Genomic DNA, 24,192 nt, shown 5'->3' with positions numbered 1-24,192 from the left:
GTGCGTCATGTCCCTTTCGGTCGCACCTTGATCTGCCTAACGACGAACGACAGCTGCGAAGGAGAATCGCCAATGCAAGTCGTCACCATCAGCTTCTTCCGTTACAACAACTGGGCGTCCCGCCTCGAAGCGTTCAGCCAGATGGCGCGCGGCCGCTTCGCGCTGAAGAATGTGCCGGGGCTGGAATTTTTCAAGCTGCTCGGCACGGGTTCGGACGCGGGTTTCAACCCCAAGCCCAATGTCGACGTGAACGCCATCCTCTGTGTCTGGCCGGACATGGCAACGGCCAAGAAGGGGCTGAAGGACAGCATCACCCACCGCACCCTGCGGGACCATTCCTGCGAGACCTACACGATCTACCTGACGCCGATCTCGGCCAAGGGTCTGTGGTCCGGGGTCGAACCGCTGCGGGTGACCGAAAAACCCGATGAGTCTGGCAAGATGGCCGTCCTGACCCGGGCCACCGTCAAGCTGCCCATCGCGCTGAAGTTCTGGGCCGAGGTGCCGCAGATCCAGTCGCTTGTGGCCGAACATCCCAACTGCGCCTTCCACATCGGCATGGCCGAGGTGCCGTGGGTGCAGCAGGTAACCTTCTCGCTGTGGAACAACAAGCGCGAGATGACGACCTTCGCCCATGGCGACTGCCCGCACGGCCGCGCGGTGAAACATGTCCGCGAAGGCAACTGGTTCAAGGAAGAACTCTATGCCCGCTTCAACATCCTCGAAGAAGAGGGTAGTTGGGAGGATGGGAGCCCGCTGAAACGGCTGGACGCGCCGACGCCGGCACCCGAGCCCATGGCTCAACCCACGACGAACAGGACGGCACCGAACAAGTCCAAGGCGCCGAAGAAAGCGAAAGAGACTGCATGACCCAACCCTTTCCCTTCTCCGCCATCGTCGGGCAGGAGGAGATGAAGCAGGCGATGATCCTCACGGCGATCGACCCGGGGATCGGTGGCGTACTTGTGTTCGGCGACCGCGGGACCGGCAAATCGACTGCCGTGCGCGCGCTGGCCGCCCTTTTGCCGCCGATCCACGCGGTCGCGAGCTGCCCGGTCAATTCCCCCTCGCTCGACAGATGCCCCGAATGGGCGCATCTGACATCGACCGAGATCGTCAAGCGGCCCACGCCCGTCGTGGACCTGCCGCTTGGCGTGACCGAGGACCGGGTGGTGGGCGCGCTCGATATCGAGAAGGCGCTGTCCTCTGGCGTGAAGGCGTTCGAGCCGGGCCTCCTGGCGCGGGCGAATCGCGGCTATCTCTATATCGACGAGGTGAACCTGCTTGAGGATCACATCGTCGACCTGCTGCTCGACGTCGCCCAGTCGGGCGAGAACGTGGTGGAGAGGGAAGGACTTTCGATCCGGCACCCGGCGCGCTTCGTGCTCGTCGGGTCCGGCAACCCCGAAGAGGGCGAGTTGCGTCCGCAACTGCTGGACCGCTTCGGCCTTTCGGTCGAAGTCACCTCGCCCAAGGATATCGACACGCGAATCGAGGTGATCCGCCGCCGCGACACCTACGAGACCGATTTCGAGGGCTTCATGGCCAAGTGGCGCCCCGAGGATGCCGTGCTGCGCGACCGCATCCTTGCCGCGCGCGATCATCTGAAGGCGATGCAAAGCTCGGACGACGTGCTGCGCGACTGTGCCGAACTGTGCGTGGCGCTGGGTTCGGACGGGCTGAGGGGCGAACTGACGCTGCTCAAGGCCGCCCGGGCGCTTGCCGCGTTCGAGGGCGCCGACAAGGTCACGCGCGAACATGTGCGGGCGGTCGCGCCGTCGGCGCTGCGCCACCGCCTGCGCCGTGATCCGCTGGACGAGGCGGGGTCTACCACGCGGGTCGCCCGTGTTGTCGACGAGGTGCTGGGTGAGCCTGCCTGACAATTCCGTCTGGACGCGGGTCGAGATTGGCCTGAACGCATTGGCCGTCGACCCTGCGGGGCTCGGCGGGCTCTGGCTACGGGCACGGTCGGGGCCGGTGCGCGACCGCGTGACCGAGGCGCTGGGCGCCCTGCCCTTGCCGCTGAAACGGCTGCACCCGTCCATCGGTGACGAGCAGTTGTTCGGCGGCATCGACCTGACCGCGACGCTCTCCTCGGGCAAGCTGGTCGAGCGCGCCGGCCTTCTGGCGGAGCCCGCCGTTCTGGTCCTGCCGATGGCCGAGCGCACCCTGCCGGGTCTTGCCGCGCGGCTTGCGGGCGCGATGGACCAGGGGACCGGGCATTGCCTGATCGCGCTGGACGAGGGCGCCGAACCCGGCGAGACGCTGCCCGAGGCGCTGACGGATCGCCTTGCGCTGCACGTTGACCTTGACGCCCTGCCCTATGGCGAGACGGACCCCATCGTGCTGGAGCAGGCGGCGCTGGCTGCGGCGCGGGAACGCCTGCCGCGGGTCCGTGCGGCGGGCAAGGTGCTGGAGGATCTGACGCTGCTGGCCGTGCGGCTGGGTGTTCACAGCCTGCGCGCCCCGATGCTGGCATTGCGCACCGCCCGCGCGCTGGCAGCCATCGCGGGCAACGACGAGGTCGCGGTGGACGATCTGACCGCTGCGGTGGAACTGGTGCTGGCCCCGCGCGCCACACAATTCCCCGAGTCCGAGCCGGAACCCGACCAGCCCCCCGATCAGGACCCGACCCCGCCCGAACCGGACCCCGAAAAGGGTGAACAGGACGAGGGCGAGAGCCAGTCACTGGACGACATCCCGCTTCAGGACATCCTGCTGGAGGCTGCCAAGGCCACCCTGCCCGCCGATCTGCTGGCGATGCTGGCCGCGAAGCGGGCCAATCGCGGGGGCGGGGGCAGCGCGGGCGCAGGCGCCAAGCACAAGGGCAACCGGCGTGGCCGGCCGATCCCGTCGCGGCGCGGACGGCTGGAGACGGGCGCGCGACTCGACGTGATCTCGACGCTGCGCGCCGCCGCGCCATGGCAGACGATCCGCAAGCAGGAAAGCCGGTTCGAACGGTCCCTGCATATCCGCAGCGATGATTTCCGGATCAAGCGGTTCGAGGAGAAATCCGACCGTCTGCTGATCTTTGTCGTCGACGCCTCGGGCTCTGCCGCGATGACCCGTCTGGCCGAGGCCAAGGGCGCGGTGGAGATCCTGCTGGCCGAGGCCTATGCCCGGCGCGACCACGTCGCGCTGGTGGCCTTTCGCAACGAGGGTGCCGAACTGTTGCTGCCGCCGACCCGGTCGCTGGTGCAGACCAAGCGGCGGCTGGCGGCCCTGCCCGGCGGGGGCGGCACGCCGCTGGCTGCGGGGCTGAAGGTCGCGCTCGAGGTCGCGATCCAGTCCAAGGGTCGGGGCATGACCCCGACGGTGGCGCTGATGACCGACGGGCGGGCAAACATCGCGCTTGACGGTTCGGCCAACCGGGCGCTGGCCGCCGAGGATGCCGAACGGATGGCAACCGCGATTCGGCTGCAAGGATTCCCGTCGCTGGTGATCGACATGGGCCAGCGGCCCGAACGGTCGCTCAAGGCGCTGGCGGATACGCTGGGCGCCCCCTACATTCCCCTTCCAAGGGCCGACGCGAACCGACTTTCCTCTGCCGTGTCGGCCGCCCTCGACGCCTAGGGGTGAGCCATGGACTGGACCCGGGACGGAAAGGACTGGCCGAACCGGAACCACTCCCGCTTTGTCCGGCACCGCCCGCACTATTGGCACATCCAGGAGGCGGGCGAGGGGCCGGTGCTCCTGTTGCTGCATGGCACGGGCGGGGCCACGCATAGCTGGCGTGACGTCTTTCCGATCCTTGCGCGCGACTATCACGTGGTTGCACTGGACCTGCCCGGGCAGGGCTTTACCCGGATGGGGGCGCGGCAACGCTGTGGGCTGGACGCGATGAGCCAGGACATATCGGCGTTGCTGGATGGCGAGAACCTGTTGCCCGACGCGATCGTCGGCCATTCCGCGGGGGCGGCGCTCGCGCTGCGGATGGTGCGAGATCTCAAGCGGCCACCCAGGGCCATTGTCGGCATCAACGCGGCGCTGGAAAACTTCAAGGGTATGGCGGGCTGGCTGTTCCCGATGATGGCCCGGATGATGGCGCTGAACCCATTCTCGGCCTCGGAAATCTCGCGCTGGCTGGGGAACGCTACAGGCGTCGAATACATGATCGCGGGGATCGGCAGCCATGTTTCGCCCGAGGGACTGGCGCTTTACCGGCGGCTCGTGGCGGACCGGCACCATACCGACGCGACGCTTGCCATGGTCGCGCAATGGACGCTGGACGGGCTTTGGCACGACCTGCCGCGGATCGCGGTACCGACGCTGCTGATCGTCGGCGACACCGACCGGGCCGTGCCGCCCGAGGCCTCGGTCCGGGCCGCCCAGCGTCTGCCCAATGCGGACCTTCTGAGGATGCCGGGGCTTGGCCATCTTGCCCATGAAGAGGCGCCCGAAGAGGTCACGGCCCGCATCGCGGCATTTCTGGCAGCGCATCTCTGAGCCGTCACCGCAAAGAAAAGGGCCGCCGGAACATGCCGGCGGCCCCCGTCTCGGTCCCGGCTCGCGGGATTACTCGTGCACGCCGAGGCTGACGAGGTAGGCGTAGACGTCGATCGCCTCCTCTTCCTTGCGGACCTTGTGGGTCATCGCGCCGCGCGCCTTGTCGTCGCCAAGATAGGCGCGCAGGTAGCCGGTCGGGTCCTGCGTATACTTCACGAACTCCTCCTCGGTCCAGACGAGACCCTTTTCGCCGGCATCCGTCATGGAACTGGAGTACTTGAAGCCCTCGACGGCGCCGGCGTGGCGGCCGGGTACCTTGTAGAGGTTCGGGCCCACCTGGGCGTTGCGGCCGGCCAGCGTTTCACCCGCGTCGTTCACGACGACGTGGCAGGTGATGCATTGCTTGAACGCCTTCTCGCCGGCAGCGGCGTCGCCCGAAGCCTCCTGGGCGATCGCGGGACCAACGGCGAGCGCGGCGGCCGCGACAAGAGCGGATTTTCTGATCATCAGTCTCTCCCTGACTCGAATAAACCGCGCATACCATGGAGTGCAGTTTTGGCAAGGTCAAACCAATTACCTTTGAGCAGAGCCGAGTTGCAGGACAGAACCGGGGTTCCCGCACCTGTGCGGCCACCACAATGTGAAGGCTCCCACAGAATTAGAGGTATTCCAATCTGCGGGGCGTGACCCGAGCCTGCCAAGGACCGGCGAAAGATCGAGTTCGTGCCGCAGATGCGGCAACCTGTCGCACTTCACCCGGACCTCGGACCGGACGAAAATCCGGCCCGCCTCAGATGCCGCGCAGGTCCTTGCGCCGAATCTCGGCCTTCTCGGCACCGTCCTTGCGCGCGGGCAGCATCCAGCGCCAGAGCCTTTCGTCGGGAAGGGGCAGAACCATCAGCCAGTGTTCCAGAAGCGCCAGCGCTGTGATCGAGGACAACAGCGCGAAGCCGATCACTTCATGCGGTATCGCGACCGAGTAAAGCCGTTCAAGCCAGCAATAGACGGCGAAGGTCAGGAACGAGACCGAGAACGGGAACAGCCAGTTCAGTTTGGAGATCCGGAAATGGCTGGGCAGGTGGGCAAGCGGCGTCGGCAGGAACTCGACATTTATCTTGGGCACGCCGAGGAACAGGTTCAGCTTGGCCGAGATTCGGGCAAAGAACAGCACGATGAAGGTCCAGAGCCCCACCGTGTTGGGTGCCCCTTGCGTGGTCACCAGCATCACGAACAGGATCACCACCAACAGCGTCTCGTGATAGGCGATGGTGCCGTAGGCGCGCATGAACCGTTCCCACCCGCGGGCGCCATCGTGGCAAAGAGTGGTGTTCGGCCCGGTGATGACGCCGGTCAGAAAGGCCAGTTCGACCCAGCCCCAGATCGCGATCGCTGCAAGGAAGGCAAGGTAGGCCGAGGCCACGGTTTCGACATGGCGCGTCAGTTCGAACAGCCAGACCCCGCCCCCCAGAAGGGGCAGGGCCAGGATCGTGGCACGCAGATGGGCAAGGCGCCCGCGGTGCTCGGCATGGCGCACGACCACGAGGATCGCCCCGGTGGAGAACCACCAGATGAAAAGCGCCCCGAGCGCCGCGAACCATCCCGATGCGATCAATAGACGGGCTCCAGTCTGGTCTTTGCGGGGACCTGATGGCGTTTCGCCGGGATCGTGTAAAGCATCGCGAAGGCCCAGGCGGCCTTCGCACTGCCCGCCCATTCCGAAAGCTTGCCGCCGACACCGCCGGCCTTCCTTGCGCGGTCAATCCCGACCGACGCCTCCTGCAGGGTCTTGAGCCCCTTCATCCAGCGCGGATGGTCGATGTCCAGCGTGATCGGGAAGACCTGCTTCGACAGTTCCGATGTCTTGCGGAACACCTCTTGCCCGTACCAGTCGGTATCGACGTCCAGCGCCTTGTGGAAGGCCGGGCGCTGGTGGTCGCGGACGTACATCGTGGCATAGACCGCGGTCAGGAAGAACTTGATCCACCAGACATTGACGCCCGAGGTCAGCTTGGGGTCGGTCTTCATCAGCAGGGCGAAGGCCTCGCCGTGGCGGAACTCGTCATTGCACCACTCGCGGAACCACTTGAAGATCGGGTGGAACCGCTTGTCGGGATGCGTCTCCAGGTGGCGGTAGATGGTGATGTAGCGGGCATAGCCGATCTTTTCCGACAGGTAGGTGGCGTAGTAGATGAACTTGGGCCGGAAATAGGTGTACTTCTTCCGCTGCGTCAGGAAACCGAGGTTCACCGCGATCCCAGCCTCGCGCAGCGCGTCGTTGATGAAGCCCGCATGACGTGCCTCGTCCCGTGCCATCAACTGGAACAGCTCGGTGATGTCGGGGTTGTTGCCGCGGCGCTTCATCTCCTTGTAGAGCACGCAGCCCGAGAATTCGGCTGTGCACGAGGAGATCAGGAAGTCTATGAATTCCTTGCGCAACTCCGGGTCCATTCCGTCCCAGTCGACATGGTCCCAGTTCTCGTCCTTCCTGAAGTGGCCTTTGTTGGGGTCGGCCTTCATTTCCTCGATGAGCTGGTCCCAGTCCTTGCGCACGGGCGAGACGTCGATCGAGTCGAGCTCGTCGAAATCGGTGGTGTAGAACCGGGGCGTCAGCAGGGTGTCCTGCATCGCGACGGCGGTCGCGCTCTCGCTGTCGAGAACGGCCTGCGCCTCCTGGATGGCAAGGCCCTCTTCGACGGTGGTGGCGTCTGCGGTATGGACGTTCATAGCGTGGCCTCCTCGGAGAAGGAGAACTCGCAGAGTTCCATGACTTCCAGATCGCCGGTCATCTTCGTCCAAAGCCGTTCGACCGCCGAGGCGCGGGTGATGGTGGCCACGCGATCCTCTGTCACGACCTCGCCATAGGGGGCCATGATCTCGGGGCCATGCACCAATACTTCATCACCCGGGTGGACGACGGCCCCGTTGTTGAAGCGCACATGCGCGTGAAGGCTTTCGAACTTGTGGGAGATCTCAACCGTGCAGGGCGCGGTCTCCTTCTCGCGGGTAAATATTCCCATTTCTTGGTTCCCTGTTTTTTGTGGGAGGACCCATGTTCCCTATCCTCCCGGTCAGTCCAGCAGCCGCGCGAAAGCTGCCGCGTTATCGGCACCGAAGCCGATCAGTTCCGCACGCCAACCGGTCAGGTCGTCGTACAGAGAGAGCCGTCCGCCTTCGTAGCGGACAAGCCTGACGGGCGCGTCGAGCGGCGCGTCGATCTTGCCGCGCTCATGTCTCAGCACCCGCCAGATTCCAGAGATGAACCCCCCCTCCAGGGGTCCATAGACTCGAATGACATTGCCATCCGTGTCGTAGACAGTGGCACGTCCCGAATTGCTGCCCTCGATCACGATCATCCGCTCGACCGCGACCGGTTCGGTCTGGTCGGGCAAGGCGGACAGGGGTTGGTCAGTGAACCGCGCCCAGGCGACGATCACAAGCGAGAACAGGACCATCCCGAACATCGCCTTGATCAGGATCGGCGGGATCTTCTCCATTCCGTCCTGCTGGCGGGGTCGCTTCTGGGGATCGGTGGCGGCCATGTCTTACTCCGCTGCCAGCGTGTCTTCGTCGGGGACACGCGCAAGCCTGGGTTCGGAAACCCGCGTTTCCGCCGCGTCGGCGATGATCCGTGCGACCTTCGCCGCGTCAGGGATGCAGCGGAACGCGGGTTCCGTGCGGGCCATCCGCCATGGTCGGACATGCGGCCAGCACAAGAGATAGGAAAACTGCGTCTTGCCCATCAGTTCGAAGGCGATCGTCCCCGTCCCGGATTTCCGAAGGTCGAGGTTCGCGTTACCGATCCAGGTAAAGGGCAGGTTCAGCGTCATGGTAAGCGCTGCCCCGATCCGCAGCGCAACGCGCTTGTTGGTGACGGTATAGACGGTCGCCTTGGCCTGGACGAAGGCCGTGATCATGAGCAGGGCACAGACCACGGCCCCCAGGACCAGGAAGAACGAAGAGGCGACCGCCGCCTGGGCCAGAGACATCGTCTCGGTGGCGACGATCACACGCCAGAGAAAGAGCACGACGAAATAGCCCGCCGCCCAGTAGAGCGCGAGGCTCTCTCTGGCGAGCGCCAACCAGTCGGGCGCGCCCTGCCAGAGGATTTCCTCCCCTTCGGGCAAGTGCGTGGGCAGGCCCCTGATGGGTTCGACGGCGAAATCGTCGTGGGACATCGGTCCACTCTCTCCTAGATGACGGCCTCCTGCCGGGCGGGATCGGCATAGAGCATGCCACCGCCGTAGTAGGCGCAGATCTTCTCTTCCTCAAGCTTGGTCACCTGCGTGGCCGACTTGATCGTGGGCACGCCGGCAAAGTGCTTGCCGTAGATCAGGCGCACGCGGACCTCGGGGTTGAACCAGCTGATCTTGGCGACCTGCATGGGGATAAGCCGACGACCGCCACCATGGGCGCTGTCAAGTTCCATCTCGAGATAGCGCACGAGCTGTTCGGGCTCGTCCACCCACATGTCGACGATCTTGCCGACCGCCTCGCCGTCCCCGGCAACCACGGTCATGCCGCGCGGGTCACGCCCCGCCGACACCTTGAAGCCGGCCAGCGCCGCCATCGGCTGGATCTTGGGATGGCCGCGGCCGTCAAGCTCGGGCTCATCCTTGCGGGCACACCAGGAGGCCGGGCCCACGCCGTCGACCATCGGATCGCCGGTCGGGATCAGCGGGTAGCCGTTGTTGGGCGTGCCCTTCTTCAGCGGAAGATTGGCATTGCGCGCATCTGTCTGCATGTCGGGCACCGTCTTGTCGCCCTGGCCATGCGGCAGTTTGTAGGTCTTCTTTTCCGGCACCCAGAACAGGCCCTGGTTGGGCGCGGCCTTGCCCAGCTCGTCTTCGAGCGGGAAGCCCTCGTGCATGTTCGCGCGCTGGAGGTAGAAGACCAGTCCGGCGAAGAACAGCCAGAATGACCAGATGGACAGACTGGCGAGATCGAAGTTTCCGAAAAAAGCGTTGACCATGGGTTCGGTCCTCCGGGTCAGGTTGGGAAGTCGGCCAGCCCGATCTTGGCCGAGGAATCCCTGTTGGGATGGTTGCCGTCCTGTGGCCGCACGAGCGGCCCCAGAACCATGAGTGTCACGAAGAGAAGGACGATCTCAATGTGGTAGACCGCCGCGTATCCCGTCGCAGGGGTTTCGAGCCCCTTTCCGAACGCGCCCGAAAGCGCGAAGTGGTTCATAACGTCCCTGAGCGTGCCGCCGATCGCCACGGCAAGCCCCGCCGCGGTCGCCTGCGCCGCGCCCCAGGCGCCCAGCGCGAGCCCGCGACCAGCCTTGCCGTCGGCAGGCATCACCATCGCCGCTGTCAGGGTCGCAACCGCGAAAAGGCCGCCGCCAAAGCCGATCAGCCCCGCGCCGAAGAAGAACAGGGGCGCCGCGCCAAGCGGCCCGGACAGGATCACCAGCGTGAAGGCGCCGATCCCCGACAGGACACCGGTGGCCCCCATGCGGTAAAGGTTCATGCCCTGCGCCAGCCATCGCGCCGCGAGGCCAAAGCCCACCAGCGCCCCCGCGGCCCAGGTGCCGGTCAGCATCGTCGTGGACGAGACCGACAGGCCCAGCACCTCGCCGCCATAGGGTTCCAGCAGCACGTCCTGCATGTTGAAGCCAAGCGTGCCGACCGCCACCACGGCCAATAGCCGCCCGGCCTGCCCTCCCGAGGCGAAATCGCGCCAGGCGTCGGAGAAGCTGGGGGGACGCGTCGAGCGTTCCTCCTTGCTCATCGGGTTCATGGGCTCCTGCTTCCAGAGCGCCACGAGGTTGAGCACCAGCGTCGCCACGGCGGCGCCCTGCACGACGCGGATCAGCGTCAGCTGGCTGAAGTCGCGCAGCAGCCAGCCGATCACCAGCGCGGAAACACCCATGCCGACCAGGAACATGACGTAAAGCAGCGCCACGACGCGCGGCCGTGTTTCATCGGTCGCCCGGTCCGAGGCAAGCGCAAGCCCCACGGTTTGGGTCATGTGGATCCCGAGGCCCGTCATCAGGAAAGCGATGCCCGCCAGAACCTCGCCGGCCCAGGCGGGCCCCAGCGTCTGGTCGCCTGACAGCACGATCAGCGCGAACGGCATGACCGCCAGCCCGCCCATCTGCCAGAGCGTGCCGAACCACATGTAGGGGATGCGCTTCCAGCCGATGGCCGAACGGTAATTGTCGGACTTGAATCCCATCAGCGCCCGGAACGGCGCCGTCATCACCGGCAGCGCGATCATCAGCGCCACCATCATCGCGGGAATCGACAACTCGACGATCATCACCCGGTTCAGCGTGCCCAGCAGCATCACCGTCGCCATGCCGACAGAGACCTGGAACAGCGACAGCCGCAGCAATTGCCGAAGCGGGAAATCGTCCGACACCGCATCGGCAAAGGGCAGATAGCGGATGCTGAGCTGTGCCATCTTCCGGGCGCTGAGGATCATGGCTCAAGCTCCATCGCCTGGCTGATGTAGAAGCCCTTGGCCACCCTAAGGACCGGCCTTAGATGCCCCTTGACCCCGGCCTTGCGCAGCGCATTCGCGATGCGCGCCTCGGAATGTGGGATGATCCGCGGCGACCGGTCCGAGCGCGGGAACAGCTTGCCCGCAACATGCATCGCCGACAGAAGCGGCGTTTTCGGCGCGACGGTAAAGATGATCTTGCCACGGGTGCGCGCGGCAAGCTTGCCCAGCGCCGCAGCGATGTCCGTGGCCTTGTAGTGGATCAGGCTGTCCATCGCCATCACGTAGTCGAAGCTGCCCAGCCGGTCGGACAGCATGTCGCCCGCGATGAAGGTGATCTGCCGGTGATATTTCTCGGGGATGCGGCTTTTCGCAACATCCAGAAGGCTTTGCGAGATGTCGCAGGCCACCACCTCGGCACCCTTCTGCACCAGTTCAAGCGTCATCGGCCCTGCGCCGCAGCCGGCGTCGAGCACGCGTTTGCCGGTCAGGTCGTCCGGCAGCCGCGCAAGCATACCCGCGCGCATCTGGTCGCGCCCCTCACGCACCGTCTGGCGGATACGCGAGACCGGGGCGTCCGAGGTCAGCCGTTCCCACGTCTTCGATGCGGTGCGGTCGAAGTAGTGTTCCAGACGTTCCCGTGTCTTGGCATAACTGCTGGACATCAATCAAACCCGAGCAATTCAAAGATCTCGCGGTCCGGCAACGGCGCGGGCGCCAGCGGCTCGGTACCGTTCCACAGCGTTTCGGCCAGCCGGATGTATTCGGCGCGGCAGTTCACGATATCCTCGTCATCGGGCATCTCGAACAGCGTCTTTTTCATCAGCCGCGACCGCCGGATCGCATCGACCAGCGGCATATGCGCAATCCGGTTGAACCCGACGCGGCTGCAATACTTGTCCACCTGGTCAGTGTCTTCGGACCGGTTGGCGATGCAGCCCGCAAGCCGCACATGATAGTTCTTGGACTTGGCCTGGACCGCGGCAATGATGCGGTTCATCGCGTAGATCGAGTCGAAATCGTTGGCGGTCACGATCACCGCACGGTCGGCATGCTGCAAGGGCGCGGCGAAGCCGCCGCAGACCACATCGCCCAGCACGTCGAAGATCACCACATCGGTGTCTTCCAGCATGTGGTGCTGCTTCAACAGCTTGACGGTCTGGCCAACGACATAGCCGCCGCAGCCGGTGCCCGCCGGCGGGCCGCCCGCCTCGACGCACATCACGCCGTTGAAGCCCTTGGTGACGAAATCCTCGGGGCGCAGTTCCTCGGGGTGGAAATCCACCTCCTTCAGGACGTCGATAACCGTCGGCTGCAGATGCCCGGTCAGGGTGAAGGTCGAATCGTGCTTGGGGTCGCAGCCGATCTGAAGCACGCGCTTGCCCAGCATGGAAAAGGCCGCCGACAGGTTGGACGAGGTCGTCGACTTGCCGATGCCGCCCTTGCCGTAGACCGAAAAGACCTTGGCCCCCTCGATCTTCATCGTCTCGTCCTGATGGACCTGGACAGAGCCTTCGCCGTCCTCGCCTCTCAGGGTCGGAATTTCATCTCTGGGGCTCATTGGTTCCCTCCGTTCGCGGCTCTATTCGGCCGCCACTATGCCTTCGAGCCGGTCTTCCAGCTCGTCGGCGGCCGCCTGAAGCGCGGCCAGGGTTTCGGCGTCGGGTTGCCAGTAGTTGCGGTCATGCGCTTCCAGAAGCCGGTTCGCCAGCTTGGCCGAGGCCGCCGGGTTCAGGCTTGCCAGCCGTTTGCGCATCTCTTCGTCCAGGACGAAGGTTTCCGACAGCCGTTGATACACCCAGGGCTCCACTTGGCCAGTCGTTGCCGACCATCCCAGGGTGTTGGTGACCTGCGCCTCGATCTGGCGCACGCCTTCGTGCCCGTGCTTCAGCATGCCCTCGAACCATTTGGGGTTCAGGCTGCGGGACCGGGTTTCCAATGCGACCTGCTCCTTGAGCGTGCGCACCTTGCCTTCGCCGCGGGTCTGGTCGCCGATGTAGACGGCGGCCTCTTCGCCCTTGGCGCGTTTCACCGCGCGGGAAATCCCGCCCAGCGTATCGAAGTAGTGATCGACCGTGGTCACGCCCAGTTCCACGCTTTCGAGGTTCTGATAGGCGATGTCCACATCCTTCAGCGTCTGCTGCAGCAGCGCGGCATTGGCCTTGGACTTGCCGTCGCGGCCATAGGCAAAGCTCTTGCGGGCTTCGTAGGCGTCGGCCAGTTCGTCCTCTTCGCCCCAGGCGCCCGAGTCGATCAGCCCGTTGACGTTCGCGCCATAGGCACCCTCGGCATTCGAGAAGACCCGCAGGCTGGCGGTGTCCATGTCGACGCCCATCTTCTGGGCGTGCGCCAGCGAATGGGCGCGGATGAAGTTCATGTCCAGCGGCTCGTCCGCGGCCATCGCGGCCTTCCAGGCGGCCTCGGCCAGCATCCTTGTCTGCAGGGGCAGCAGGTCGCGGAAGATGCCCGAAAGCGTCATCACCACGTCGATCCGGGGCCGGCCGAGTTCGGCCAGCGGCACCAGATCGGCGCCACAGAGCCGGCCATAGCTATCGAAGCGCGGCTTCGCCCCCATCAGCGCCATCGCCTGCGCGATCGGGCCGCCATCCGACTTGATGTTGTCCGACCCCCACAGGACCATCGCGACGGACCGGGGCAGGGTCGGGTGCGCCTCCAGAAGCTTCTGCGCCTGTTTCGCGCCTTCCTGCATGGCGAACATCGTCGGCATGCGGAACGGGTCGAAGGCGTGGATGTTGCGCCCCGTCGGCAGGACCTCGGCCGACCGGATCAGGTCGCCGCCGGGCACCGGCTGGATGTAGCGCCCGCCCAGCGCGCGCAGCAGCGCCGGGATCTCGGTGTCCTGCTGCAGCCAGTGATCGACCCGCTCTCGGGTCTCGTCGTCGACATCGCACATAACGCGCAGATGCTCGGCGCGTTCGGCATCGGTGACCGGCCGGCCCAGAACGTGCAACCCGTCGGGGATCAGCGCGTCCTCGGTTTCCAGCAGCTTCAGCCACAGCTTCTCGGGCGGCGTGCCGCCCATGTCGACCGCTTCGGCCTGCATGCGGATCAGCTCTTCCAGATCGGCCTGCTCGGGCGAGCCGGGTTCCATCTGGCGCCAGCGGGTCAGGCTGTCCTTGAGTTCCTGCAACCCCTTGTAGAGGCCCGAGGCCGCCAGCGGGGGCGTCAGGTGGGTGATTGTCACCGCGTTCGATCGCCGCTTGGCCAGCGTCGCCTCGGAGGGGTTGTTCGAGGCATAGAGATACACGTTCGGCATGTCGCCGATCAGCCGGTCCGGCCAGTCGCGCGCGCCCATGCCGGACTGCTTGCCCGGCATGAATTCCAGCGCGCCATGCATCCCGAAATGCAGCAGGACATCGGCGCGGAACGTGTTCTTGAGCCACAGGTAGAACGCGCTGAAGGCATGCGTCGGGGCAAAGCCCCGTTCGAACAGCAGGCGCATCGGGTCGCCCTCGTAGCCGAAGGTCGGCTGGACGCCCACGAAGACGTTGCCGAACTCGCGGCCCAGAACGAAGACACCGCGCCCGTCCGAGCGGATCTTGCCCGGCGCCGGTCCCCAGACCGCCTCGATCTCATTCAGCCACGGCGTGCCGCGCACCAGGTCGTCGGCGGGCACATGGGCGCAGACATTCGCCTCCTGCCCATACTGCTTGGCGTTGCCGTCAAGGATCGCCTTGCGCAGGTCGTCCACGCTGGCGGGCAACTCGCCCACCTGGTAGCCCTCGGCCTTCATCCTGTGGAGCGTGTTGAACAGGCTCTCGAAAACCGACAGATAGGCCGCGGTGCCGACCGCGCCCGCGTTCGGCGGGAAGCCGAACAGGATCACGCCCACCTTGCGCTCGGCCACCTGCGACCGGCGCAGGCGCGCCAGCCGCTCGACCCGGGCCGCCAGCGTCGCCACCCGCTCGGAACAGGCGGCCATCGCCTTGGTCTCGGTCAGGCAGGCACAGCCCTTGGCACAGCCCTGGCAGCCCTCGGGGCCGTGGCGCCCGCCGAACACGGTGGGCGAGATCGCCCCGTCCAGTTCCGGCAGCGCAATCAGCATCGTGGTCTCGACCGGGCCAAGCCCGCCCGAGGATGCCCCCCACTGGCCCAGCGTCTGGAATTCCAGCGGGTGCGCGGCGATATAGGGCACGTCGAGCGCGCTCAGCGTCTCGACCGCCGCCTCGCTGTCGTTATAGGCGGGCCCGCCGATCAGGCTGAACCCGGTCAGCGACAGGAGCGTGTCGACATGCACGCCGGTCTCGCCGCGGAAATAGGCGTCTATGGCGGGCCGCGCATCCAGACCGCCCGCGAAGGCCGCGATCACCCGGATGCCGCGTTCTTCCAGTGCACGGATCACCGCGTCGTAATGGGCGGTGTCGGAGGCCAGGATGTAGGACCGCATCAGAAGGAGGCCGACCGTGGCCACGGGCTGCGCGGGGCGCGGCAGGTGGGCCGGGTCGGTGGTGATGCCATGCGGCAGGTCAGGGTGATAAAGGCCGACCTCCGGATACTCGACCGGCGCCTCGGAATGGGCACCGCGCCAGGATTTCTCATGCGCGTAGCGCGAGATCAGGAAACGCACCATCTGCTCGACGTTGTCGTCCGAGCCACCCAGCCAGTATTGCATGGTCATGAACCACGCGCGCAGGTCCTGCGCCTTGCCGGGGATGTATTTCAGCATCTTGGGCAGGCGTCGCAGCATCGCCATCTGCTTTTCGCCGCCGCCCTTGGGCGCGCCGTTCGTGCCTTCCTTGGATCCGCGCAGCTTCTTCAAGAGCTTCATCGGCCCCGAGGCGGGCTTCATCATGTCCAGATCGCCCATCCGGGTCAGCTGGACGATCTGCTTGTCGGCGATCACGCCGATCATCGCGTCGCAGGACTCGCGCCGGGCCTGAAGCTCGGGCAGGATCGCGGTGATGTGTTCCTCGATGAAAAGAAGGTTGGCGATGATGATGTCGCCATGCAGAACGTCGTCCTTGGCGCGGGCTAGCGCCTCGGGGTTTTCGGCCCAGGTCGCGGCGGCATGGACAGAGACGGTCAGCCCCGGAAAGTCGTCGCGCAGCCGCTCGGTGACACGGGCCGCGGGGCCCGCCGAGTGGGAATCCAGCGTGACGATGACGACTCGATAGCCGGGGATGTGACGATCATCGCGCATAATGTGCCTTCGCCTCGTACAAGGTTTCGACGCTGATCTGGGTGACACCCTTCTCAAGCGCGAATTTCTCGGTGTTCCGCTTGGCCTTGCCGCGCACGAAGAAGGGTATCTTCTTCAACTCGCGCTCGGCATCCGACAGCCACACGATGTTGCCTTCGGCAGGCGCCGCGCCGGCCGCGGCCATGGCGGGTTCCGGCTCGGCCGCGGGCGACTCGTCCAGCGCGCGCAGCTTGGCCGCGCCGCCATGGTGCGAGGCGCCGGCCTCGTCGTGGAACTCGAAGTCCTCGCGGAACATGTGCAGCAGGTGTTCCTCGAGGCCCATCACCAGCGGGTGGACCAGCGTGTCGAAGATCACGTTCGCCCCCTCCCAGCCCATGACGGGGGAGTAGCGGGCGGGGAAATCCTGAACATGGACAGGCGCCGAGATCACCGCGCAGGGGATGCCCAGCCGCTTGCCGATATGGCGTTCCATCTGGGTGCCGAGGATCATCTCGGGCGCCAGGTCCTCGATCGCCTTCTCGACCTCGAGATAGTCGTCGGTGACCAGCGCCTCGACGCCGTACTCCTTGGCCAACGCGCGGATATCACGAGCGAATTCGCGGTTGTAGCAGCCCAGCCCCACGACCTCGAAGCCCATCTCGTCGCGCGCCATGCGCGCCATGCATTTGACATGCGTCGCGTCGCCGAACAGGAAGACCCGCTTGCCGGTCAGGTAAGTCGAGTCGACCGACTGCGAATACCAGGGCATCCGCAGGCGGCTGTCGTCGTACTTCGGCGGAACACCCGCAAGCGCCGCGACCTCCGCGATGAAATCGCGCGTCGCGCCGACGCCGATGGGCACGACCTTGGTATAGGGCTGGCCCAGGGTCTTTTCGGCCCAGCGCGCCGCGGCCTCGGCATGTTCGGGATACATCAGCACGTTGAAATGCGCGGCCCCCATCCGGGCGATGTCGGCGGGCGTCGCGCCCATCGGCGCGACCACGTTCACGCCGATCCCCATCTCCTCCAGCATTGCCGTCACCTCGACGATGTCGTCGCGGTGGCGGAATCCAAGGCCCGTGGGCCCGATCAGGTTCGCGCTGACATGCGCGCTGCGCTGCATCGGGCGGGCCAGCGCCTTGACGATCTGGAAGAAGGTCTCGTCGGTGCCGAAGTTTTCCTTGCGCTGGTAGCTCGGCAGTTCCAGCGGGATCACCGGAACGGGCAGGCCCATGGTTTCCGCCATGCCGCCCGGATCGTCCTGGATCAGTTCCGCCGTGCAAGACGACCCCACGATCAGCGCCTGCGGCTTGAACCGGTCATAGGCGTCCTGCAGCGCGGTCTTGAACAGGTTCGCCGTATCGGCACCGAGGTCGCGCGCCTGAAAGGTGGTGTAGCTGACCGGCGGGCGGTGGCCCCGCCGCTCGATCATCGTGAACAGCAGGTCGGCATAGGTGTCGCCCTGGGGCGCGTGCAGGACGTAGTGCAGCCCCTTCATGGCCGTCGCCACCCGCATGGCACCCACATGGGGCGGGCCCTCGTAGGTCCAGACCGTCAGCTTCATGCCGCGCCCTCCAGACCGCTCAGCAGCGCGCGGCGGCGCAGCGGGCGGGCGAACAGGCCGGCGAGATCCCCGGCCTGTTCATAAAGATGAACGGGGGTGAAGACGAGCTCAATGGCCCATTTCGTCGCCATGCCTTCGGACTCCAGCGGGTTGGCAAGGCCCAGCCCGCAGACCGTCAGATCGGGCCGCGCCGCGCGGCAGCGATCAAGCTGCAGGTCGACATCCTGCCCCTCGGCGATGACCGGCCCCTCGGCCAAGAGGTCGAGATCGGGGCCCACGATCTGCTTGTTGATGAAGGGCGCGCCGACCTCGACGGCCGTCATGCCACATTCGCGGGTCAGGAAGCGGGCCAGCGGAATTTCAAGCTGGCTGTCGGGGAAGAAGAAGATCGACTTGTCCCGCAGCGTCTCGGCGGCCGCGGCGATGGCCTTGCGGGCGCGGGCGCGGGGGGCGTCGGTGACGCGGGCGAAGGTGTCGGCATCGACGCCGAACTCCTGCGCGATGGTCCAGAGCCAAGCGGTCGTGCCCTCTTCGCCGAAGGGGAAGGGTGCGGACAGCAGGCGCGCACCGCGGCGTTCTAGGAAGGCGGCAGTCTCGTTCAGGAAGGGCTGGGTCAGCGCGACGACGGTGTTCGCCCCCACGCCCGGCGTCTCGGCGGCGCGGTGCGCCGGCAGGCAGCGCACTGGCGCCACGCCCATGTCGCGCAACAGACCCAGGGCCTGATCCTCGACCACATCGGGCAGCGCGCCGACCAGCAGAAGCTGGCGCTCGTTGGTGTCGGGCAGGGTCGGCACCATGGCGGCAAGGCAGGCATCCTCGCCCTCGGTAAAGGTCGTCTCGATGCCCGAGCCGGAATAGTTCAGCACCCGCACATGCGGCGCATGGCGCTGGGTCAGGCGTTCGGCCGCGCGGTGCAGGTCGAGCTTGATGACCTCGGACGGGCACGATCCGACAAGGAAGAGCTGGCGGATGTCGGGACGACGCGCCAGCAGGCGGTCGACCTCGCGGTCAAGCTCCTCGTTGGCGCAGGCCAGGCCCGCGAGGTCCTTCTCTTCCAGGATGGCGGTGCCAAAGCGCGGCTCGGCAAAGATCATCACACCGGCGGCCGATTGCAGCAGGTGCGCGCAGGTGCGGCTGCCCACCACCAGGAAGAAGGCGTCCTGCATCTTGCGGTGCAGCCAGATGATGCCGGTCAGCCCGCAGAACACCTCGCGCTGGCCGCGCTCTTTCAGCACGGGGGCGTTGCGGCAGCCATGGGCCGGCGGCTGGGGCGCGAAATCCTTCATGCCATCGCCTCGGCGGAGTCGGCATGGCCCTGCAGCCGCGCCATCCGCAATTTCCACAGGAACTGGGCCGCGTTGATCACGTAGGCGGCATAGGCGGCCAGCGCGATGAACATCTGGCCAGTCGGGCCGACATTCCCGGTCAAGAGCGCCCAAAGATAGAGCGTGTGCAGGAAGATCACCAGCATCGAGAAGACGTCTTCCCAGAAGAACGCCTTGGCGAACAGGTACTTGCCGAACACGACCTTTTCCCAGATCGCGCCGGTGACCATGATCGTGTAAAGGACGAAAGTCTTGACGACGATCGAGATCGTCGCTGCCTCATAGCCCGCGCCGGTCCACAGATAGCGGATCACAAGACCGATCGACACAAGGAACACCAGGAATTGCACTGGCGCAAGAACACCCTGGACAACCGTCCAGACTGTCTCGTCACGTCTCCGGCGCTCTTCCGGGGTATAGAGCTGGACCACCTTTCCGGCGGCTCCGCTTCTCTCCGACATCCTCCGACTCCCTGACAGGCGGTGGCGGTGTCAAGTTAGACCTCAGCGCCGGAAAGTGTCAATTGTAATTTACACTCTTTCCGTCTACACTCGACCAACACGGAGAGGTCCCCCCACCCTTGGGGCGGCGGTGAAAGCCATTACAAAACAAAAGGCTAAACCGTTCGAGCTTGATTCCTCTCCGCATGAGGGCGAGGAAGTGTCAATTGTCTTTGACAACGCTGGACAGTGAGAGAACGGGCCCCTTGACCGGGGCTGGGCGAATCCATCCCGCGCAGGATCGGGAGGCGACCTGGAATGCATGACACGCGCGGAGCCTTGCCACCCGATCCGGGACAGGCACGCCACGACGAGGTGGAATCGCTCGCCGCTCAGGTACTGTCCGCGCTGGCGCAAAGGTCCGGGCAATCCGGACATGCGATCGACGAGGCCATGCTGAACCGGTTCTGCAGCGACATCCTGAAAGGCGACAAGTCGCTGCGGACGGACGCGGTGGCCGAGTTGCAGCGCAAGGGCGTCGGCGTCTCGGCGATCCTCGACGGATATATCCCCGCGGCCGCGCGCGAGCTGGGCGAGCGTTGGTGCCGCGACGAGTTGAGCTTTGCCGATGTCACCATCGGTTCGGCACGCCTGCAGGCGATCATGCGCGAACTCAGCGCGCCCTGGGTCACCGACGCGATGACACCCGCCGACGCACCGAACGTGATGCTGATCGTGCCGCTGGAGGAATTCCACACGCTGGGCGGCATGACCGCGACAAGCCAGCTGCGCCGGATGGGCATCTCGGTCTGCCTCTGCCTCGGCCAGACCGAGGACGAGATATTGGAGAAGGTGGCCGCGCGCCGCTTCGACATGATCGCGATCTCGGTCTCGTGCCGCCACAAACTGGATTCGGCGCGGCGGCTGGTCGGCCAGATCCGCGCCGCCTGCGGCGAGGGCGTGCCGATCGTGATCGGCGGACGGGTGGTCGAAGGCACCGAGGACGTGTGTGCGCTGACCGGGGCCGATCATGCGACGGTCGACCCCCGCGAGGCGTTGAAGCTGTGCGGCGTCCGGGCGCCCGTTCCGGCCCCGAACGACCGGCTGGCGAGGATTTGACGATGCGGAGGCGGCCGGATCGGCCGTTTGATCTGGGGTGAGCTCAAGGGGCACAAAATACTGGAGCAGCGGTGCGATACCGCTGATCGCCCCCGAAATGCTGGGCGAGGTCATTGCTGCGGCCTCGGATATCGCGATCGTGCTGTCGCTCGAAGGCCGGATTCTCTCGGTGCTCGTCAATGCGGGCCATCGGTCCTTTGGTGCGCTCGACCACTGGGAAGGCCGCGATATCCGCGATGTATTGACCGAGGACAGCCAGCCCAAGCTGGAGGCCAAGCTCAACCTGTTCGCCGAAGGCGGCGACAGCGCCAAGCCGGTCGAACTGAACCACCGGGATGGCGAGAACTGGGATTTCCCGGTGCGCTACTCGTTCCACCGCATCGGTCCGGATGGCAGCGTGCTATTGCTTCTGGGCCGCGACCTGCGCCCCATCGCCGAGATGCAGATGCAGCTGATCGAGGCGCAGATGGCGCTGGAGCGGGACTACGAGACCCAGCGCGAATATGACACCCGCTATCGCGTGCTCAGCGAGGCGACGCGGGATGCCTTTGTCTTCGTCGGCACGAAATCAGGCCGCGTGATCGATGCCAATCCGGCGGCCTGCGCGCTGTTGGGCGTCGCGCGCAGCGACCTGATCGGCAACGCCGTGGCCCAGGAATTCGACGGCCGCCGCCGGGCCGAATTCGTCGAGGCGTTGAACCTGCGGGCAATGGACGAAACGGCCGGCCCGCTCGAAGCAGAGGCCCGGCGCACCCGGACGCCGGTGCGGATCATGCCCACCGCCTTCCGCGCCGCGGGAGAGCCGCTGATCCTGTGCCGGATCGACCCGGTCGAAGCCGCCGCGGCGGGCGGCAACGAAATGACCGAGACGCTGCGCGCCTTCTTCGAAGAGGGCGTCGACGCCATCGTCTTCACCGACCCCGATGGCGTGATCCTGACTGCGAACGAAAGCTTTCTCGGGCTTGCGGATGCGCCGCAGGTCTCCTCGGTCAAGGGCCGGTCGCTGGGTGACTACCTGGTGCGGGGTAGCGTCGATCTGCGTGTGCTGGTCGAGAATGCGACCCGCACCGGGCAGATGCGGATGTTCGCAACCAAGCTGGCCGGGGAGTACGGCGCGCAGGTATCGGTTGAAATCTCGGCCACCTACCTGTCCGAACAGGACCACCCCTGCATCGTCTTCGTGATCCGCGACGCCAGCCGGCTGGAAGGCGTCCGCAAGCCCGGCGTCGCGGTGTCGGACGACGCGATGCGGTCGGTGATGGAATTGGTCGGTTCGGCCACGCTGAAGGACATCGTGGCCGAAACGACGGATGTGGTCGAAAAGATGTGCATCGAGACGGCGGTCGAGTTGACCCGAAACAACCGGGTCGCCGCCGCCGAGATGCTGGGGCTCTCGCGCCAGAGCCTTTACGTGAAGCTGCGCAAGTACGGGCTTCTGAGCAGGGACGGCAGCGGCGAGTGAGCCCCGCCGACAGGAACAGATGCCCGGACCGGGCCAGGGAGAGCATGCGGAAGACATGACCGATATCTCGAACCTCCAGACCCGGCGCCTGCCGGAGCCCGCCGCCATGGTGACGCTGATCAAGCCGATCACCTGGTTCCCGCCGATGTGGGCCTATCTCTGCGGCACGGTCTCGTCGGGGGTCTCGCCCCTGTCCAAGCCGGGGCTCGTGCTGCTGGGCATCGTGCTGGCAGGCCCCGTGGTCTGCGGCATGAGCCAGGCGGCGAACGACTGGTGCGACCGGCATGTGGACGCGATCAACGAACCCTACCGCCCGATCCCCTCGGGGCGCATCCCGGGCCGCTGGGGGCTGTGGATCGCGCTGGCGATGTCCTTGTTGTCGCTGGTGATCGGCTGGCAACTTGGCCCCTGGGGTTTCGTCGCCACGATCCTCGGCGTGGCCGCGGCCTGGGCCTATTCGGCGGAGCCCGTTCGGCTGAAGAAATCCGGCTGGTGGGGGCCGGGGCTGGTGGGCCTGTCCTACGAATCCCTGCCGTGGTTCACGGGGGCGGCGGTGCTGTCGGCAGGCGCGCCGTCCGTCTATGTCGTCATCATAGCGCTGCTCTACGGGATCGGCGCGCATGGAATCATGACGCTGAACGATTTCAAGGCGCTTGAGGGCGACCGCAAGATGGGCGTCAACTCGCTGCCCGTGACGCTTGGCCCGGAAAAGGCCGCCTGGGTGGCCAGTATCGTCATGGCGGTGCCACAGGTGGTGGTGATCGCGCTGCTGTTCCTCTGGGACCGGCCGTTCCATGCGCTTGGCGTCACCGCCGTTCTGCTGGTCCAGTTCTGGGCGATGTCGGTGATGATGAAGGATCCCAAGGGCAAGGCGCCCTGGTATAACGGCGTGGGCGTCGTCCTTTACGTCTCGGGCATGATGATCTCGGCCTTCGCGATCCGCATGCTGGGGGCCGGCGCATGACGCTGGGCTGGCTCCAGATCGTCCGGCTGGGCCTTGTCCAGATGTGTCTTGGTGCCATCGTGGTGCTGACAAGCTCTACGCTGAACCGGCTGATGGTGGTGGAACTGGCGCTGCCCGCGATCCTGCCGGGTCTGCTGGTGGGGCTGCATTACGCGATCCAGATCACCCGGCCGAACTGGGGCTTTCTGTCCGATACCAAGGGGCAGAGGACGCGCTTCATCATCGGGGGCATGGCCATGCTTGCGCTTGGCGGGTTCTCGGCCGCACTGGGCGTCGTCGTGATGGAGACCAACCACCTGGCCGGTCTCGCGATCTCGATCCTCGCCTATGCACTGATCGGGGTGGGCGTCGCGGCCTCGGGAACGTCGCTTCTGGCGCTCTTGGCCACCGCCACCGCGCCCGACCGCCGGGCGGCGGCGGCCACGATCACCTGGCTGATGATGATCGCCGGGATCGCCATCACCGCGGGCACGGTCGGCGCCTTCCTTGACCCCTACACTCCCGCGCTGCTGCTGAAGATCGTCGCCACCGTCACCATCGGCGCGGTGATCGTCACCACGCTGGCCGTCTGGGGTATCGAAAAACGCGTCGTCGCGCGGCGCGAGCCCGACGAGATGCCGTTCTGGCAAGGCTTCAAGGAAGTCTGGGCCGAGCGAAGCGCGCGCATCTTCACCCTTTTCGTGTTCCTGTCCATGTCGGCCTATTTCATGCAGGAACTGATCCTCGAACCCTATTCGGGCCTCGTCTTCGGCTTCACGCCCGGGCAGTCGACCTCGCTTTCCGGCGCCCAGCATGGTGGCGTCTTCGTCGGCATGATCGTGGTGGGTATCGGCTCGTCCGTGCTGCGCATCGGCGCGCTGAGAACCTGGGTGATCGCAGGCTGCCTTGGTTCGGCGGCGGCACTGGTCACGATCACGTGGCTGGGAAATTACGGTGCGCATCTGCCGCTGACGCCCGCCGTGGTGCTGATGGGCTTCTTCAACGGGATGTTCACGGTGGCCGCGATCAGCGCGATGATGGCGCTGGCCGGCGAGGGCCGCGGCGCGCGCGAGGGCACGCGCATGGGTCTTTGGGGCGCGGCGCAGGCGATTGCCGCGGGCTTTGGCGGGCTGCTGGGCGCAGCGGCGGCCGACGTGATGCGCACCATGATTGACGACGCACCGGCCTTCGGGACGGTGTTCCTGACCGAGGCGATCCTCTTTCTGCTGTCCGCCTGGATGGCGTGGAGGATCATGGATTCCAACCGACCCACAACAGAAAACGCGGGCCTTGTCCCGGGGGAGTGAAG

22 protein-coding genes are annotated in these 24,192 nt (G+C 66.0%); 8 read left to right on the top strand and 14 right to left on the bottom strand.

All coding sequences use genetic code 11. From position 1 onward, the window contains the following. The first annotated feature begins 72 nt into the window (after window positions 1-72). Genes EV655_RS03915 through bchO form a run of 4 tightly spaced genes read left to right on the top strand, consistent with a single transcriptional unit; the run spans window position 73 to window position 4,446 of the window. Complete coding sequence (locus EV655_RS03915) at window positions 73-870, top strand: spheroidene monooxygenase (RefSeq protein WP_132542033.1); 798 nt, start codon at window positions 73-75, stop codon at window positions 868-870. Beyond that, window positions 867-1,880 carry a magnesium chelatase ATPase subunit I gene (gene bchI, locus EV655_RS03910; RefSeq protein ID WP_132542031.1) on the top strand — a complete coding sequence of 338 codons (1,014 nt, stop codon included), beginning with the start codon at window positions 867-869 and terminating at the stop codon, window positions 1,878-1,880. Before EV655_RS03915 ends, bchI begins: the two co-directional genes overlap by 4 nt. Continuing rightward, complete coding sequence (locus EV655_RS03905) at window positions 1,867-3,573, top strand: magnesium chelatase subunit D (protein ID WP_165905244.1); 1,707 nt, start codon at window positions 1,867-1,869, stop codon at window positions 3,571-3,573. Before bchI ends, EV655_RS03905 begins: the two co-directional genes overlap by 14 nt. A gap of 9 nt (window positions 3,574-3,582) precedes the next feature. Beyond that, window positions 3,583-4,446, top strand: coding sequence for an alpha/beta fold hydrolase BchO (gene bchO, locus EV655_RS03900; RefSeq protein ID WP_132542027.1), 864 nt, complete (start codon window positions 3,583-3,585; stop codon window positions 4,444-4,446). Between the two features lie 69 nt (window positions 4,447-4,515). On the opposite strand, the gene EV655_RS03895 is transcribed toward bchO, so the two are convergent. The 14 genes from EV655_RS03895 to bchF form a co-directional block, all read right to left on the bottom strand. After that, on the bottom strand, window positions 4,516-4,953 hold the full coding sequence (locus EV655_RS03895) for a c-type cytochrome (protein ID WP_132542025.1): 438 nt from the start codon (window positions 4,951-4,953) through the stop codon (window positions 4,516-4,518). Window positions 4,954-5,236: 283 nt separating this feature from the next. Beyond that, on the bottom strand, window positions 5,237-6,058 hold the full coding sequence (puhE, locus tag EV655_RS03890; protein WP_243644975.1) for a putative photosynthetic complex assembly protein PuhE: 822 nt from the start codon (window positions 6,056-6,058) through the stop codon (window positions 5,237-5,239). Continuing rightward, on the bottom strand, window positions 6,055-7,170 hold the full coding sequence (acsF, locus tag EV655_RS03885; RefSeq protein ID WP_132542021.1) for a magnesium-protoporphyrin IX monomethyl ester (oxidative) cyclase: 1,116 nt from the start codon (window positions 7,168-7,170) through the stop codon (window positions 6,055-6,057). Before acsF ends, puhE begins: the two co-directional genes overlap by 4 nt. Continuing rightward, a complete protein-coding gene (locus EV655_RS03880; RefSeq protein ID WP_132542019.1) occupies window positions 7,167-7,463 on the bottom strand; it encodes a hypothetical protein in 297 nt (98 codons plus the stop codon). The genes acsF and EV655_RS03880 overlap by 4 nt, the downstream gene beginning before the upstream one ends. 51 nt (window positions 7,464-7,514) lie before the next feature. After that, the gene (gene puhC / locus EV655_RS03875; protein ID WP_243644974.1) at window positions 7,515-7,985 is read right to left on the bottom strand and encodes a photosynthetic complex assembly protein PuhC; all 471 of its coding nucleotides are present in this window, start codon (window positions 7,983-7,985) and stop codon (window positions 7,515-7,517) included. A gap of 3 nt (window positions 7,986-7,988) precedes the next feature. Beyond that, complete coding sequence (gene puhB / locus EV655_RS03870) at window positions 7,989-8,621, bottom strand: photosynthetic complex putative assembly protein PuhB (protein ID WP_132542017.1); 633 nt, start codon at window positions 8,619-8,621, stop codon at window positions 7,989-7,991. Window positions 8,622-8,635: 14 nt separating this feature from the next. After that, window positions 8,636-9,415 carry a photosynthetic reaction center subunit H gene (gene puhA, locus EV655_RS03865; protein WP_132542015.1) on the bottom strand — a complete coding sequence of 260 codons (780 nt, stop codon included), beginning with the start codon at window positions 9,413-9,415 and terminating at the stop codon, window positions 8,636-8,638. Window positions 9,416-9,432: 17 nt separating this feature from the next. Beyond that, window positions 9,433-10,872 (bottom strand): PucC family protein, encoded by a 1,440-nt coding sequence (locus tag EV655_RS03860; protein ID WP_132542013.1) that lies wholly within the window; start codon window positions 10,870-10,872, stop codon window positions 9,433-9,435. Beyond that, complete coding sequence (gene bchM / locus EV655_RS03855) at window positions 10,869-11,555, bottom strand: magnesium protoporphyrin IX methyltransferase (RefSeq protein ID WP_132542011.1); 687 nt, start codon at window positions 11,553-11,555, stop codon at window positions 10,869-10,871. Before bchM ends, EV655_RS03860 begins: the two co-directional genes overlap by 4 nt. Continuing rightward, window positions 11,555-12,451 (bottom strand): ferredoxin:protochlorophyllide reductase (ATP-dependent) iron-sulfur ATP-binding protein, encoded by an 897-nt coding sequence (gene bchL, locus EV655_RS03850; RefSeq protein WP_132542009.1) that lies wholly within the window; start codon window positions 12,449-12,451, stop codon window positions 11,555-11,557. Before bchL ends, bchM begins: the two co-directional genes overlap by 1 nt. Before the next feature lie 21 nt (window positions 12,452-12,472). Then, window positions 12,473-16,051, bottom strand: coding sequence for a magnesium chelatase subunit H (locus EV655_RS03845; protein WP_132542007.1), 3,579 nt, complete (start codon window positions 16,049-16,051; stop codon window positions 12,473-12,475). Next, window positions 16,041-17,594 (bottom strand): ferredoxin:protochlorophyllide reductase (ATP-dependent) subunit B, encoded by a 1,554-nt coding sequence (bchB, locus tag EV655_RS03840; RefSeq protein WP_132542005.1) that lies wholly within the window; start codon window positions 17,592-17,594, stop codon window positions 16,041-16,043. Before bchB ends, EV655_RS03845 begins: the two co-directional genes overlap by 11 nt. After that, window positions 17,591-18,880 (bottom strand): ferredoxin:protochlorophyllide reductase (ATP-dependent) subunit N, encoded by a 1,290-nt coding sequence (locus tag EV655_RS03835; protein ID WP_132542003.1) that lies wholly within the window; start codon window positions 18,878-18,880, stop codon window positions 17,591-17,593. Before EV655_RS03835 ends, bchB begins: the two co-directional genes overlap by 4 nt. Then, a complete protein-coding gene (gene bchF / locus EV655_RS03830; protein ID WP_132542001.1) occupies window positions 18,877-19,380 on the bottom strand; it encodes a 2-vinyl bacteriochlorophyllide hydratase in 504 nt (167 codons plus the stop codon). Before bchF ends, EV655_RS03835 begins: the two co-directional genes overlap by 4 nt. Before the next feature lie 297 nt (window positions 19,381-19,677). On the opposite strand from bchF, the gene EV655_RS03825 reads away from it, so the two are divergent. Genes EV655_RS03825 through EV655_RS03810 form a run of 4 tightly spaced genes read left to right on the top strand, consistent with a single transcriptional unit; the run spans window position 19,678 to window position 24,190 of the window. Then, window positions 19,678-20,478 carry a cobalamin B12-binding domain-containing protein gene (locus EV655_RS03825; RefSeq protein ID WP_132541999.1) on the top strand — a complete coding sequence of 267 codons (801 nt, stop codon included), beginning with the start codon at window positions 19,678-19,680 and terminating at the stop codon, window positions 20,476-20,478. 37 nt (window positions 20,479-20,515) lie between these two features. Then, entirely contained in the window at window positions 20,516-21,940 is a 1,425-nt protein-coding gene (gene ppsR / locus EV655_RS03820; RefSeq protein ID WP_132541997.1) for a transcriptional regulator PpsR, read from the top strand. A gap of 55 nt (window positions 21,941-21,995) precedes the next feature. Beyond that, the gene (gene chlG / locus EV655_RS03815) at window positions 21,996-22,904 is read left to right on the top strand and encodes a chlorophyll synthase ChlG (protein ID WP_132541995.1); all 909 of its coding nucleotides are present in this window, start codon (window positions 21,996-21,998) and stop codon (window positions 22,902-22,904) included. Continuing rightward, the gene (locus tag EV655_RS03810) at window positions 22,901-24,190 is read left to right on the top strand and encodes a BCD family MFS transporter (RefSeq protein WP_132541993.1); all 1,290 of its coding nucleotides are present in this window, start codon (window positions 22,901-22,903) and stop codon (window positions 24,188-24,190) included. Before chlG ends, EV655_RS03810 begins: the two co-directional genes overlap by 4 nt. Window positions 24,191-24,192: the final 2 nt, after the last annotated feature.

The sequence above is a fragment of the Rhodovulum euryhalinum genome (genome assembly GCF_004342445.1).
Classification (GTDB): Bacteria; Pseudomonadota; Alphaproteobacteria; order Rhodobacterales; family Rhodobacteraceae; genus Rhodovulum; species Rhodovulum euryhalinum.
The sequence above is the reverse complement of the archived record's forward strand: the minus strand, read 5'-3'. Positions and strand labels throughout refer to the sequence as shown.

Excerpts from the sequence above, each read along its gene's own strand:
- EV655_RS03860 (WP_132542013.1), bottom strand. The coding sequence starts at position 10,872 with ATGATCCTCAGCGCCCGGAAGATGGCACAGCTCAGCATCCGCTATCTG.
- EV655_RS03835 (WP_132542003.1), bottom strand. The coding sequence starts at position 18,880 with ATGAAGGATTTCGCGCCCCAGCCGCCGGCCCATGGCTGCCGCAACGCC.
- bchF (WP_132542001.1), bottom strand. The coding sequence starts at position 19,380 with ATGTCGGAGAGAAGCGGAGCCGCCGGAAAGGTGGTCCAGCTCTATACC.
- EV655_RS03915 (WP_132542033.1), top strand. The coding sequence starts at position 73 with ATGCAAGTCGTCACCATCAGCTTCTTCCGTTACAACAACTGGGCGTCC.
- puhA (WP_132542015.1), bottom strand. The coding sequence starts at position 9,415 with ATGGTCAACGCTTTTTTCGGAAACTTCGATCTCGCCAGTCTGTCCATC.
- puhB (WP_132542017.1), bottom strand. The coding sequence starts at position 8,621 with ATGTCCCACGACGATTTCGCCGTCGAACCCATCAGGGGCCTGCCCACG.
- EV655_RS03810 (WP_132541993.1), top strand. The coding sequence starts at position 22,901 with ATGACGCTGGGCTGGCTCCAGATCGTCCGGCTGGGCCTTGTCCAGATG.
- acsF (WP_132542021.1), bottom strand. The coding sequence starts at position 7,170 with ATGAACGTCCATACCGCAGACGCCACCACCGTCGAAGAGGGCCTTGCC.
- bchL (WP_132542009.1), bottom strand. The coding sequence starts at position 12,451 with ATGAGCCCCAGAGATGAAATTCCGACCCTGAGAGGCGAGGACGGCGAA.
- bchM (WP_132542011.1), bottom strand. The coding sequence starts at position 11,555 with ATGTCCAGCAGTTATGCCAAGACACGGGAACGTCTGGAACACTACTTC.
- EV655_RS03845 (WP_132542007.1), bottom strand. The coding sequence starts at position 16,051 with ATGCGCGATGATCGTCACATCCCCGGCTATCGAGTCGTCATCGTCACG.
- EV655_RS03880 (WP_132542019.1), bottom strand. The coding sequence starts at position 7,463 with ATGGGAATATTTACCCGCGAGAAGGAGACCGCGCCCTGCACGGTTGAG.
- puhC (WP_243644974.1), bottom strand. The coding sequence starts at position 7,985 with ATGGCCGCCACCGATCCCCAGAAGCGACCCCGCCAGCAGGACGGAATG.
- EV655_RS03825 (WP_132541999.1), top strand. The coding sequence starts at position 19,678 with ATGCATGACACGCGCGGAGCCTTGCCACCCGATCCGGGACAGGCACGC.
- EV655_RS03895 (WP_132542025.1), bottom strand. The coding sequence starts at position 4,953 with ATGATCAGAAAATCCGCTCTTGTCGCGGCCGCCGCGCTCGCCGTTGGT.
- bchI (WP_132542031.1), top strand. The coding sequence starts at position 867 with ATGACCCAACCCTTTCCCTTCTCCGCCATCGTCGGGCAGGAGGAGATG.
- bchO (WP_132542027.1), top strand. The coding sequence starts at position 3,583 with ATGGACTGGACCCGGGACGGAAAGGACTGGCCGAACCGGAACCACTCC.
- chlG (WP_132541995.1), top strand. The coding sequence starts at position 21,996 with ATGACCGATATCTCGAACCTCCAGACCCGGCGCCTGCCGGAGCCCGCC.
- bchB (WP_132542005.1), bottom strand. The coding sequence starts at position 17,594 with ATGAAGCTGACGGTCTGGACCTACGAGGGCCCGCCCCATGTGGGTGCC.